The 13328-nt window shown below is 39.2% G+C and carries 14 protein-coding genes; all 14 read right to left on the bottom strand.

Annotation, left to right across the window (positions count from 1 at the left end):
• Positions 1–39 precede the first annotated feature (39 nt).
• The 14 genes from rpsP to ftsA all read right to left on the bottom strand — a co-directional run bounded on the left by rpsP (position 40) and on the right by ftsA (position 13246).
• Complete coding sequence (gene rpsP, locus IAE53_RS08555) at positions 40–468, bottom strand: 30S ribosomal protein S16 (protein WP_188353000.1); 429 nt, start codon at positions 466–468, stop codon at positions 40–42.
• Between the two features lie 87 nt (positions 469–555).
• Positions 556–762, bottom strand: coding sequence for a hypothetical protein (locus tag IAE53_RS08550; RefSeq protein WP_010291897.1), 207 nt, complete (start codon positions 760–762; stop codon positions 556–558).
• A 114-nt stretch (positions 763–876) separates the two neighbouring features.
• Positions 877–2331: a PH domain-containing protein gene (locus IAE53_RS08545; RefSeq protein WP_188353001.1), complete on the bottom strand. Its 1455-nt coding sequence runs from the start codon at positions 2329–2331 to the stop codon at positions 877–879.
• On the bottom strand, positions 2324–2815 hold the full coding sequence (locus IAE53_RS08540; RefSeq protein WP_188353002.1) for a PH domain-containing protein: 492 nt from the start codon (positions 2813–2815) through the stop codon (positions 2324–2326). The genes IAE53_RS08545 and IAE53_RS08540 overlap by 8 nt, the downstream gene beginning before the upstream one ends.
• Before the next feature lie 99 nt (positions 2816–2914).
• Positions 2915–4351 (bottom strand): 6-phospho-beta-glucosidase, encoded by a 1437-nt coding sequence (locus IAE53_RS08535; RefSeq protein WP_200136287.1) that lies wholly within the window; start codon positions 4349–4351, stop codon positions 2915–2917.
• Between the two features lie 76 nt (positions 4352–4427).
• On the bottom strand, positions 4428–4748 hold the full coding sequence (locus IAE53_RS08530) for a PTS lactose/cellobiose transporter subunit IIA (RefSeq protein WP_031941278.1): 321 nt from the start codon (positions 4746–4748) through the stop codon (positions 4428–4430).
• 13 nt (positions 4749–4761) lie between these two features.
• The gene (locus tag IAE53_RS08525; protein WP_010291907.1) at positions 4762–5082 is read right to left on the bottom strand and encodes a PTS sugar transporter subunit IIB; all 321 of its coding nucleotides are present in this window, start codon (positions 5080–5082) and stop codon (positions 4762–4764) included.
• A gap of 146 nt (positions 5083–5228) precedes the next feature.
• Entirely contained in the window at positions 5229–8021 is a 2793-nt protein-coding gene (gene ileS, locus IAE53_RS08520) for an isoleucine--tRNA ligase (protein WP_200136286.1), read from the bottom strand.
• A gap of 298 nt (positions 8022–8319) precedes the next feature.
• A complete protein-coding gene (locus IAE53_RS08515) occupies positions 8320–8982 on the bottom strand; it encodes a DivIVA domain-containing protein (protein ID WP_148423743.1) in 663 nt (220 codons plus the stop codon).
• Between the two features lie 75 nt (positions 8983–9057).
• Positions 9058–9855 (bottom strand): RNA-binding protein, encoded by a 798-nt coding sequence (locus IAE53_RS08510; RefSeq protein ID WP_188353004.1) that lies wholly within the window; start codon positions 9853–9855, stop codon positions 9058–9060.
• The gene (locus IAE53_RS08505) at positions 9852–10115 is read right to left on the bottom strand and encodes a YggT family protein (protein ID WP_004914758.1); all 264 of its coding nucleotides are present in this window, start codon (positions 10113–10115) and stop codon (positions 9852–9854) included. The genes IAE53_RS08510 and IAE53_RS08505 overlap by 4 nt, the downstream gene beginning before the upstream one ends.
• A gap of 3 nt (positions 10116–10118) precedes the next feature.
• A complete protein-coding gene (locus tag IAE53_RS08500; RefSeq protein ID WP_010291918.1) occupies positions 10119–10583 on the bottom strand; it encodes a cell division protein SepF in 465 nt (154 codons plus the stop codon).
• Between the two features lie 9 nt (positions 10584–10592).
• Positions 10593–11894 carry a cell division protein FtsZ gene (gene ftsZ, locus IAE53_RS08495; protein ID WP_148423741.1) on the bottom strand — a complete coding sequence of 434 codons (1302 nt, stop codon included), beginning with the start codon at positions 11892–11894 and terminating at the stop codon, positions 10593–10595.
• Positions 11895–11917: 23 nt separating this feature from the next.
• Positions 11918–13246, bottom strand: a complete 1329-nt coding sequence (gene ftsA, locus IAE53_RS08490; RefSeq protein ID WP_148423740.1) for a cell division protein FtsA — start codon at positions 13244–13246, stop codon at positions 11918–11920.
• Between the last annotated feature and the right edge of the window lie 82 nt (positions 13247–13328).

The following is a 13328-nucleotide window of genomic DNA, read 5'->3' as shown; positions in this document are numbered from 1 at the left end:
ATGTGCCAAATTAATGGCAACATTTTTAAACTTTTTGAATTAAACAAGTGCTAACAAATCAGCCTTCTTTGCAGAAGATGCGTATTCAGTACCTTGTGCATCCAAATATGCTTTGATTTCAGCAACTGTATTCTTTTCTGTAGGCTTGTCAGTAGCAGGCTTAGCAGCAGCTTTTTTTGCTGACTTTGCAGCTGGCTTCTTACCTGACTTTGAGTCATTATACTTAGCCAAAATACCTGCGTTGCTCAACAAGTTGCGAACTGTGTCAGATGGTTGTGCACCATTGCCCAACCATGACAAAATCTTGTTTTCATCCAATTTGATTTCAGCAGGTTGTGCGATTGGGTTATAAGTACCAACTGTTTCAATAAAACGACCGTCACGAGGTGAACGTGAATCAGCAATAACGACACGATAGAATGGACGCTTTTTTGCACCCATACGCTTCAAACGAATTTTAACTGCCATGTGGTAGTCCTCCAATTATCTTTGTGTTTGTACACATTTATTCTACTAGATAATTATGCCACTACTTCCAAGCTGTGTCAAGTGTTTTTACTTGACATCCTTCTGTTGTTCACGTGCAATATTGATTTCTTCACTCAAAATGATCAAATTATCTAATGCACGTCGCGCCAAAAAAGAATCATGTTTGCGATTGGCCTCATTGGTGATGCCACCAAGCGTATGTGGTGTATTTAAATCATTAATAATTTTTACAAGCTGATTCTGCCAACTAGTGAGTTGCTCATTCTCCGTCATAAAAAATCCTCCAGTTGATATATCATTTATTCTACCAAATTAACAAGAAAATAACAAAAAATCTTCTTAAGATTAAATTATTACAATCAAAATTTTAAAAAGACGCGTTATTAGTTATAAAAGCAGCCATTTGTTAATATTTTGTATTGTTTCTTCAGGCACATATCGTAAATGTATCATGTGTCCCCCATTATCATCACGAACAATGATGTCGAGATGTGTTGCCTTTTTTGTGGTTAAGGTAAACATACCATGAGTATTAACACCTTGTATTTTATCACGTGAAATAAAATATCCCTCTTTCGTTAGACCATTACTACGCTGCAAGTAAATAACAGACTCATGATATCCGATTTTTTGGTCTTTTATTGTCATCGTGTTTTTTAAAATTAAAAACACTGCCACAACCAAAGTAATCAAAATACCAAGCAATATATTATGCCAATCCCAAAATTTTGGTAACCAGACCCTCAAAACACCACTCAAAACGACAATCATAGTTGCTATCCGCAATAAACTAAATCTAACCTGATACCATGCAGCCGCCTTAATAGCGCTAGGTTGCCACTGCTTGATATCGAAGTCATCAACTCCCAAAACTTTTCGCAACGTAGTTGTTACCTTTTGATTGCTAAGTACTGGAATCAGTACAGTTGTCTTGTCATCTTGATCTCGACTTGCGGAAAGCAAAACGTTGGCATTCATCAACTTAACCATCCTTCTCAGCAAAGTTTGTCGCAATTGAACAGCTTGAATTCTACTAAAATTAAGTTGGACACTTTTACGTGCTAGTAAACCGCGCGAAATCACAAGATGATTGTCTTCATGTAAAATTTTAAAATCAAAATATTGATTATAAATCCTGAAAAATCCAACGACAATACCTATCAATATACCAATTACAATTAAAGAACTCAATACTATCACGGATTGATGATTCACAAAATTTGTAAATGTCGCTTTGAGATGTTTTGGTAAAAGATCGTCAATTTGCGTCCATAATGTGAACAAAGCCAAAAAGCCACCGAGACCACTCAGTGAGGTAACAGCGTATAACATTAAGTCCCTATTTGTCACATGATATCTTAGCTCTGATATCGATTGTTTTGACCTAATTTCTGCAACAGCAGCTTTTTTATTTTGGGCACTGCGCCTTTTTTGCTCGAGAATATCAGCTTGTGTCAAACTTAGAGCATCAAAGACCACTTCTGGTTTGCCTTGCCCTGAGGTATCAATTTGTAAACGCACGGATTGAAATGGTTGATAATAAAACGGCACCGTTCTAGAAATAGTCTGAATACGTTCAAAAGGGACATGAACTTGCTTTTTATTAAAAATACCCTGTTTTACTGATAGCTCATTGTCATCAAATTCGAAGGTAAAAAATAACCACTGAATCCAAGCGCTACCGATAAATACGACAAACATACCTAATACTATCAAAGGTAAAAAAATCACACCATCGTTTTTAATATTGAGTAAGCCCAATATAATTGGCCAAATCATTATTTTGATGTGACTAAAAAAATTAACAACAATCGCAAACCAACTTTGATGCTGTTTAGTCATCTGAAGCTACCTCACGGGCGTGTAAAGCTGCTTCGACTAATTGACCTCTCAACTTTTTAGCTGTTACTTCACCAATAGCCTCAATTTTGAAACCATGTGCCGCTGTTTCAATAGATAAGTCCATTAATTTAAAATAACGTAAAATCGGTCCCTGTTTGGTATCAACATTTTGAATACGATTCAGTGGAATTGATTCAGACTTTCTAAAAATAAAACCACGATAAATGTACACCGCTTGCTCATCAATCACATAACGTCTAAAACGATAAAAATACGGAATTAATATCATGTGTATGACAGGCAAAACAGCTACCAAAACCATAACAATTAAAAATAACATTTCCAATTGACGAAAATTACCGCGCAAAAAAAACACGTAAATCGCTATTTCAACAGATAATAAAAACAACAAACTGATAACATCATGAATTAACCAAACAATTTTAGCCGCTTTAGGCAGCTGCGTGGCTTCTTCTGGAATCATATATTTCTCCCCCAAATACTAGACATTCATAGTATTCAGTGTATCAAAGCCATGTATTGAATGCAAAAAAAAACTAGCATTTCACTAGCTTTTGAACATTTATAATGATTCACCGTTGGTTGCAATAACATGTTGGTACCAATCAAATGAATCCTTTTTGTAGCGTTTTCCCGTACCTTGGCCCATATCATCTAAATCAACGTAAATGAAACCATAGCGTTTGGCCATTTCCCCCGTTGAAGCGGAAACAATATCAATACCAGACCAAGGCATATAGCCAATTAGAGGAATGCCATCTAACACAACTGCTTGTTCCATGGACTTGATATGTCCCCTAAAATAATCAATTCGGTACGGATCGTGTATCTCACCCGAACTCGTCAATTTATCATAAGCACCAAATCCATTTTCCACAATCATCATCTTTTTATGCCAACGATCCCACATCCAGTTCATTGCATAACGAACGCCTGTTGGATCAATTTGCCAGCCCCAATCGGATTGTTTGAGGTAAGGATTATCACCATGGTTAGCTTCTTCATCATATTCTAAATAATCATCACCCGTTGCAGAAACGGTCCAACTCATATAGTAAGAAAACGCCACATAGTCGACGGTGTTTTCTTTTAAGATTTTAGCATCTTCAGGTGACATTTTTATATCGAAGCCTTTGTGTGCCCAAAAATTCAAAAGCCAGTTAGGATATTCTCCCAACGCATGGACATCACCCCAATAATAACGTGTTTGCATCGCTCGCTGTGCCATCAAAATGTCTTCTGTGTTTGATGTCGCGGGATAAACGGGGTTCATCGCAATCATATCACCTACCATAATGTTAGGATTGATCTCATGAGCAATTTTGGTTGCTAAGGCTGAGGCAACTAACTCATGGTGTGATGCTTGGTACATCAGTTCTTGTGCCTGTTCTTCCGGATAATCTTTTAACCCAGAGTTTTGTAGCATTGGATGTGAATCCATCCAAGAAGTCTGATTATTAATTTCATTAAAAGTCATCCAGTACTTGACACGATCACCATAACGTTCGAATACCACACGCGCAAATTTAGTGAAAAAATCAATCATTTTACGATTGCGCCATCCACCATATTCGGTCACTAAATGATATGGCATTTCAAAATGGGATAACGTAATGACTGGTTCTAAACCGTTATCAAGCATGGCATCAATCATATTATCATAAAATGCCAAACCAGCCTCGTTAGGTGTTTCCTCATCACCTTTTGGAAAAATACGCGTCCAAGCAATCGATGTTCTAAAGGCTTTCATTCCTAATTCTCGCATCAACGCAAAATCTTGCGGGAATGAATGATAAAAATCAATTCCTCTATGGTTAGGATAGTTCCCATCTGGTAAAACAGTGTCCGTCACTACTCTTTTCACACCGTTTTTACCTGCCAACATCACATCAGCAATTGAAACACCTTTGCCGTCAACATTCCAAGCACCTTCTAGTTGATGTGCTGCTACTGCACCGCCCCATAAAAAGTCTTGTGGCATTTTATAACCTGTTGTCATTTGTTATCTTCTCCAGTTCTTAGGTTCATTTAGCGATTATTTTGTAAAAGAAAAGCCCGCAAAAGCGAGCTTTCAATCAGTTCTCTGCCAATTTGCGATAAAGTGCAATGATTTCAACTGCTAAATCACGAAAAGTAATACCATTCATCAAATGATCTTGGGCATGAACCATGTACAAGTCAACTTCAGTATGATTACCTTGTGCTTCTTGTGTTAGCATGTCCGTTTGAACATCATGTGCTTCTTTAAGTGATTTGTCAGCTTCATCAATTGCTGCTTGTGCACCCTCAAAATCACCTGATTTAGCCAACTGAATTGCCTGAAAAGCTTGCGACTTGGCATTGCCACCATGCATAATCAGACCCATCACAACTTGCATTCGTGCTTCATCTTGCATCAAATCGGCCATCTTAAACTCCCATCAATGTTTCGGCAGACTTCAAAACATTGTCGCCCTTCATCATGCCATAATCCATCATATTGATGACATCCATTGGCACACCAGCGGCATCTGTGTGTCCCTTAACCTCATTTTTCATATAAGCAACTTGAGGTCCAAGCATCACAACATCAGGATGCTTTTCTTTTAGCTTAGCGTCAACATCAGACGTTGAAGTTGCAAAAATATCGTAATCCTTTCCTTGAGCTGCAGCGGCCTTTTGCATGTTTGCTACCAATAATGATGTTGACATACCGGCTGCGCAAGCCAGCATAATTGTTTTAGTTGCCATAATATGTTTCTCCTTTAAAAATCATTTCTTTTATAGCCTTATCATAGCACGTTTTCAAACAAATGTAAACGCTTTCACAGTTTGTTCATACTTTTCCAAAACGATCAAAAAAACATCACAATTATGAATTGTGATGTTTTTTGATACTATTCTAGCCCCTCAGTTAGGGCTTCTGGATAAAACTCACGGACAATATCTGCTTCATGCTTTGACAATTCTGGAAAATCAGTGTCAGAACCAATATCGTCATGATACAGTCGATCTCGTGGTGAAACTTGCCCTGTAGCATGGTCAACAGTAATGTGCCAACCTGCAAAGTCTTCTACATTTTGTGCACTTTCCAATGATTCCAAATGAAGTTGTGACACCATTAACAACAAACGAACATCCGCATTCAGATCTTTTAACCATAACTGTTGTTCAGTCGTCAAATAAAGTGTCAGAGAAGCCTCTGCATTCTTACCAATTAAGTCGGTTTCACGTGCTTCTTCAAGTGCCTTATTGACAGCATCACGAAGGCTCATAAAGACAGACCATTGCTCAAACAAAACTGTTGTATCACCTAAATCTTCAACATTTGGCATTTCTGTCAAGTATGCAAATTGTTCTGTTTCATAGGGTAGATATTCCCATACTTCTTCAGCTGTGTGGGGCAAGATTGGTAGCAACAATCGTGTCAAATCAGTCAAAATCTTATAGAAAACAGTTTGCATGGAACGACGCGCGTGCCCCGTAGGTGCCTCAACATAAACAACATCCTTAGCCACATCGAGATAAAAGGCTGATAAATCAACGTTAACAAAGTTAATCACACGCTTAAAGACATCGTTGAATTGGTAATTATCATAAGCACTGCGAACATCTTTAACAAAATTATTTTCTAAGGCATAGAAATATTGATCATGTGCTGCCAATGATTGATATGAAACGCCATCTTCTTTCGGATCAAAATCAGCAGTGTTTGCCAACAAGAAGCGTAACGTATTACGCAACTTTCGATAGCTCTCTGACACCTGTTTCAAAATATCATTTGAAACACGCATATCTTGTGATGTATCAACTGATGTCACCCAAAGACGTAGAATTTCAATTCCCATTTTATCAGCGACTTCAAGTGGCGAAATAGTATTTCCTATAGACTTTGACATCTTGTTGCCTTTACCATCTAATGTAAAGCCTTGATGTAAGATTGCCTTATAAGGTGCAATACCATTTACCGCCACCGACGTAATAAGCGATGAATTAAACCAGCCACGGAATTGGTCAGAGCCTTCCAAATACATATCGGCAGGATAATCTAAATCAGGACGGGTATTCAAAACACCATTCCAAGATGAACCAGAATCGAACCAGACATCCATGATGTCTTCTTCTTTAGTAAATTCACCATTTGGTGAATGCTCATTAGTATAACCTTCCGGTAACAATGCTTTAGCATCATGTTCAAACCAATAATTGGAACCGTGTTCAGCAAACAAATCAGCGACGTGGTTGATCAACTTTTCGTCCAGAATAGCTGTACCATCTTCTGCATAGAAAATTGGTAATGGTACACCCCAAACACGTTGTCGTGAAATGACCCAATCACCTCGATCGCGAATCATATTGTGCAGTCTCACTTTACCCCAATCTGGGAAATATGTGACTTTATCAAGCTCGGATAAAATTTCTGAACGGAACTTGGCCACAGAAGCAAACCATTGGGGCACTGCCCGCCAAATAATTGGCTTTTTTGTACGCCAATCAAATGGATAAGAGTGGGTAATCTTTTCTTTTGCCAAGAACAGACCAGCATCTGTTAACTTGTTGATGACAATACCAACAACATCATCATAGAATTTCCCTTCAAAATCAGACCCTGCCTCGGCTGTCATATAACCTTTTGAGTCAACCGTTACTTCAGCGGGAAGACCGTACTTTGTTCCGACATTATAATCATCCTCACCAAATCCAGGTGCTGTATGAACCAACCCTGTCCCTGAATCGAGTGTCACGTGATCAGCATTCATGACTAACTCTTCATGATCACTGTCCCAAGGATGATAAGCTGTAATACGATCAAGTTCTTGACCTTTATATGTCGCGATTGTTTCGTATGATTCCCAACCAAATTTAGGCGCCACTGAATCAAGTAGTTCAGTAGCAACAACAAATTGTCTCGTATCACCAGCTGGTTTCACAACTGAATATTCGAAGTCAGGTCCTAACGTAATACCCCGAGAGGCTGTGACCGTAAATGGCGTTGTTGTCCAGACGACAAAGTAGGTGTTTTCATCCAAGATGCCTTTGCCATCTTTTACTTTGTTGGCATAAAATAATGATGTTGAATCAATGTCATGATATTCAATCTCAGCTTCAGCCAATGCAGATTCAGATGACCAAGACCAATATACGGGCTTAGCACCTCTAAAAATGTAGCCTTTCCCAGCCATTGCACCAAATACTCTAATTTGCGCTGCCTCAAATTCTGGCTTCAATGTAATATATGGATTTTCCCAATCGCCTAACACACCCAAACGTTTAAAATCCGAGCGTTGCTTATCGACTTGTTGTAAAGCAAAGTCTTTAGCTAAATTACGCCATTCTGATTTGGGCATACTTTTTCTGTCATGACCAGCTTTGGTCAATTGCTGTTCAATTGGTAAACCATGCGTATCCCAACCAGGGACGTACGGTGCATAAAAGCCAGACATGTTCTTATAACGTACAATAATGTCCTTGGTAATTTTATTCATGGCGTGACCGATGTGGATATTACCATTTGCGTATGGTGGTCCATCATGTAAATTAAAATGAGGTTTTTTCTCATTTTGGGCCAAACGTTGATGATACAAGTCCTCCTCATACCATTTTGCCTGACGTTCTGGTTCCGTCTTAGGCAACGATCCTCGCATTGGAAAAGCCGTTTTGCCAAGATTTAACGTATCTTTATACTTCATATTCCATTCTCCTACAAAAATTAATCGAAAACAATCATGCAAATAATTATAAAAACGTCCCTATGCCTCATCAGCATAGGGACGTTTTCACGTGGTACCACCCAATATTTAGTAATAATCAATCGTAATTATTACTCTCAAATCAGCATTAACGACCTGCGCCGTTCTAGCTTACTATAATTTCAGCTAAACAAAACTGGTAACTGATCTGATTGGCATCAGGGACGGTCATCTTCCACCACCATGACTCGCTGCACGTATATATGCCAACTTTGCTGTGTTACGCTTTTTATAGTTATTAATGATTGTCTGCTTGGTCTTCTGATTCTGGAAACACCACAACTGGTCCTTGAGCTTCTGCTGTTTCCTGTTGGTCATCTGACCCTTGCTCTGTTGAAACTTCAACTGGTGCTGCTTCCGCAACTTGACCAATACGGTTGGCTGTCACTTGACCAATTGGTAAACGATGAACAGCTTCTGCTAACTCATCATTTTCTAATAGTGTACGCTGTGCTGTTAATAATTGCAAGAAGGAATTTTTAAAACTTTCAACTTCTGTACGTAATTGATTTTGCTCATTAGTTAATTCTGCGTTTTCTTGCGCCAAGCGCTCTGCTTCGGCTTCCGCCTTAACACGAGAATCACTGATAATTTTAGTAGCGGCTTCTTGTGCATGTGTCAGCTGCTTTTTAACTTCAACGTCAGCATCCTTTTTCAATCGGTCAGCTGCTTCTTGCGCGACAAATATAGATTGATTAACTTGCTCACGTTTGGCTTCTAGTTCATCAACTTGAGATTGTGACTGTTCAAGTTGTACTTTAAGCGCATCACGTTCAGCAATTAATGCTTCATAATCACCATTAACTTGATCCAAAAATGCGTCTACTTCCGTCGCAACGTATGCTTTACTGCCTTTTTTTGTAAATTCGTGATTTAAAATTTCATCTGGTGATAATGCCATAACATTCTCCTTTAACATAATTGTACTTCATAATTTTATCATGCTTAGTCTAAATTAGATAGAAGCTTGACATTACTATCTTTGCACAACATTGACAATTGCTTTCAATTTATCTTTTTTACTCCGACCATCTAATGATTTGATCTGTGCACGACCATGCTTTCTAACTGATATCAAATCACCTACTGCGACATCCATATTAGTTTTTTGCGCAATCATCCAATTCACGTGAACCTGATCACTTTCAATAAGTGTCTTAGTATCGCTACGTGACAGTTGAAAAATAGATGATATGACCACATCAAGCCGAAGAGATGACATCAAAGTAAATTGCTCTTGCCAATTAGTTAAAACAGGCAGGGCCTGGTTCAGCGGTAGCTCTTTCAAATTGACAGCAACTCTGCCAATTTTTGTAACTGTTTGTTGAATATACGCTACCATTTTTTTATCAACAATAATCTGCCAACTTGTTTCTTCAGCATCAAACAGTATATCTCCAACCACATCACGACTAATACCCAAATGCATTAGTGTACCCAATATTGTTGCATGATGCAATGTCGCAAACTTTTGCGGATATTGTACAGTTAACAAAGCAATTCCAAAATCTTCTAGTTTTATGTCAAAAACTTCTGGTGCAATAATTGCTCTTTGGCTTTCAGCACCAGCCACACCACCATACAAATAACTTTGCAACTCAGATTGACGATTAATTAGTGTTTGTAAAATGTATTGTTCTCTAGGATTTAAAAATCGCGTCAAAACTAAGCGATAGTCGTCATCAGCCTGTTTCATCCAATCCAAGACTTGTTGTATAAAAGGTTGCTCATACTCACGAAAATGCTGTGAAATGCTTGATATGTTGTCCGTCATAGGAATATTGAAACTAAATGTAACAATCCACTACGTGCAAAATTCAAAGCTAAAATTGCGACAATTGGTGAAAAATCAAGCATCCCAATTGGTGGAATAAATCGAAAGATTCGCAGATAAGGCTCAACTATACGCCCCAAAAACCGTCCCAAACCTGACTCACGAGCACCTGGTAGCCACGACATTAAAATATAAATAACAATTGCATATTCATAATATTGCACTAAACGAAACAACCATATGACAATTTCTGCAATCATGAATTAGTACCTACTATTGGGTTCAAGGTTATCTGTCAAAGTCCCTGAAATTTCAAATGTATTTGGTGTTACCAAGAAAATAGACTGACCAATACGCTCAATTTCGCCGTTGACAGCATAAACTGCACCACCCAGAAAATCAAGAATCCGCTTAGCTTGTGCTTCATCAATCTGCGTAAAGTTAACAATCACCGCTTCGCCACCCAAAATTTGTGAAGCAATTGCGCGCGAATCAGAATACACTTTTGGTTCAAACAGTGCAATTTTACTATTTGCACTATTAAAGTCTGAAGTGGCTTGTTGTGTCGCTGATGGTCGTGTAAATCGTTGTTGTTGGGAAGTATTTGATTGCTGTTGAACAGGCTGTGGTTGTGGCTGCTCTTGGTACGATTGTTGATCATACCCTTCATCTTCGTAATAATCTTCCTCATTACTAAATAGACGTTTAATTGTGTCCCCTAATGCCATGAGTTCTCCTTAACGTTTCTTGAAAAATGGTGGTTGGTCAGTGTCATCATCATTGCCTAAATCAACCGCTGCACTTGAGCTGGGTGTATTAAAGACATCAAATGATTGCTTTTGAACGCCATCAAAGCGATCATCTTCAGCAAATGCGTCCTTGGTTGTGCCACCAATATTCCAATCGGCGAATGGATCGCTTTGTGTTGGTGTTACCTTAGGAGCTGGTGATGATGTCGCTGGTTTTTCAAAAACTGATGAAGCAGAAGACGAAGGTGCTGCCGACTCAGTTGTTGTTGCCGTGCCAAAAACCGACGCTGCTGGTGCAACATTCTTTGTTACAGATTGTTTAGATTTATCATTTGTGTTCTGAAGACCGGTCGCGATAACAGTCACACGAATTGAATCACCAAGATCTTCATCGATTGATGTTCCAAATATAACGTTAACGTCACGTCCTGCCTCTTGGCTGATGACTTCTGAAGCAGTTTGTGCTTCAAACAAGGACATATCTAGGCCACCAGTAATATTAAGCAAAACGTCTTCTGCGCCGGACATATCAACTTCAAGCAACGGTGACGAAATAGCCTGTTTTGTTGCGTCAGCTGCACGAGTTTCACCACTTGCTTGACCAACGCCCATCAAAGCAGGTCCGGCATCTTGCATGACAGTCTTCACATCAGCAAAATCTAAGTTAATGAAACCAGGGTTAGTGATCAACTCAGAAATACCACGAACACCTTGTGCCACAACCTCATCAACTACCTTAAATGCTTCAGACAGTGGTGTACGAAGATCAATACGGTCTTTCAAGCGTTCGTTAGTGATCACAATTAATGAATCAACAGACTCTGATAAAGCCTGTAATCCTTCGGCAGCAAATCGTCCACGCTTTGGGCCTTCCCATTTAAATGGTCGTGTTACAACTGCAACCGTTAATGCGCCCTGTTCTTTAGCAATACGTGCAACAACAGGAGCTGCGCCGTTACCAGTTCCACCGCCCATTCCTGCAGTAATGACAACCATATCGGCACCGGCTAAAGCATTAGCAATATCTTCAGTTGATTCTTCAGCAGCTTTGGTACCACGCTCTGGATTTGAGCCTGCACCCAAACCACCGGTTAATTTAGGGCCGATTTGAATCTTCGTATCGGCTTTTGACTTATCTAGTGCTTGTACGTCAGTATTAGCTACGATGAATTCAACGCCACCGACGCCTTCTTCGATCATATGGTTAACAGCATTTGAGCCACCACCACCAACACCGATAACTTTTATGATTGCGCCCGCTTCCTGGGTATCATCAATTGAAAAATCCATGAGTTGTCTCCTTAAGTGTCTTTTTAGTCTTCGTTAAATAAATTGCTGATCTTTTGGCGAATTTTTCCAAACCAACCTTCACGGGGTGCTTCAGTCGAATCATTAACATATTGATAACTATCATATGATTCTTGCTGTGGCGCCTCAATTACTGTTGACGTTGGTTCAGGATTAGGGGCGACCTCACGACGATTCATAATCGTCTGTTTAATCACCTGTTGCACCATATTTTCTCTAGATGCAAACACAGAATATGCTAATGCACGAGTGTACGAAGGATGACGCAGCCCAATTTGATCTGGTACAAACAAACGCACATTATCGCCCAACAATTGTTGAGCAAAATCAACCATTTTTGGTAAAGCAGCATTTCCGCCGGTTAATACAAAGCCTCCGGGCATGTTTAACGCATTAACCTGTTGCAAGTGATCAAATATTCTCGTAAACATCTGTTCTAAACGCGCCGCAATGATTTCCGATAAATATTTCTCATCAAATTGCTTTGGAACAGCTTCACCAATAACTTCCACAGGAAATTCATTGTCTTGATCTGTTTGCAAAGGATCCGCAAAGCCATAGTCCCGTTTTACTCTTTCGGCATTGATGTAAGAAGTACCAAGAACAGTCGAGATGTCCTTAGTAACACTATCACCACCTTCAATATCAACAAACATATATTTCAATTTGCGATCATGGATAACAGCAGCGCTAGTCTGTCCGCCTCCTAAATCAATCAAAACCGTTCCAAAGTCCTGTTCGCCATCATTTAAAATGGTTGTACCCAACGCCAGTGGCGATAGAATAAATTCTTGCAAATTAAGACCGGCCTTTTGAATCGCCATTCGCGTATTGTCAAGAATTTTACTAGGTCCAACATAGGCAACCCCATGCATTTCGAGCCGTACGCCAATCATTTCATGTGGATCTTTAATGCCATCAAAGCCGTCAACAACGAATTCTTCAGCTACTAATTCAATCACATCACGATCCGCTGGCAAACCATTAGATAAGGCCTGTTGTGCTACATTTTGAACATCCTGATAGGTAATGCGTTTATTCTGGTTAGCAATAGATACTAAACCATTAACGTTGATAATTTCAACCTGATTAGCTGGAATACCAACGACAACATCGGTAATTTTAATATTTGCTTTTTCTTGTGCTTGATCAATCGCTTCACGAATAGCGGCAGCAGTGGTATCGATATCGACAATCACACCACGGCGTAAACCACGTGAAGGGGCGCTTCCCGCACCAATGACATTAAATTGATTTCCAGCAGTTTGTGCAATGACAACTTTAATTGAAGTGGTTCCAATGTCCAATCCAACCGTCACGCCTGAATTATTCATGCGTCGTGCCCCTTTGTTAATTATTTTTACAAAATATACCTAATATTAATAATAACATAAAATCGCAATATTTTGCGACCCA

This window comes from Leuconostoc sp. S50 (genome assembly GCF_016624925.1).
GTDB lineage: Bacteria > Bacillota > Bacilli > Lactobacillales > Lactobacillaceae > Leuconostoc > Leuconostoc pseudomesenteroides.
Note: the sequence above shows the minus strand (reverse complement) of the source record. Positions and strands in the feature narration are given on the sequence as shown.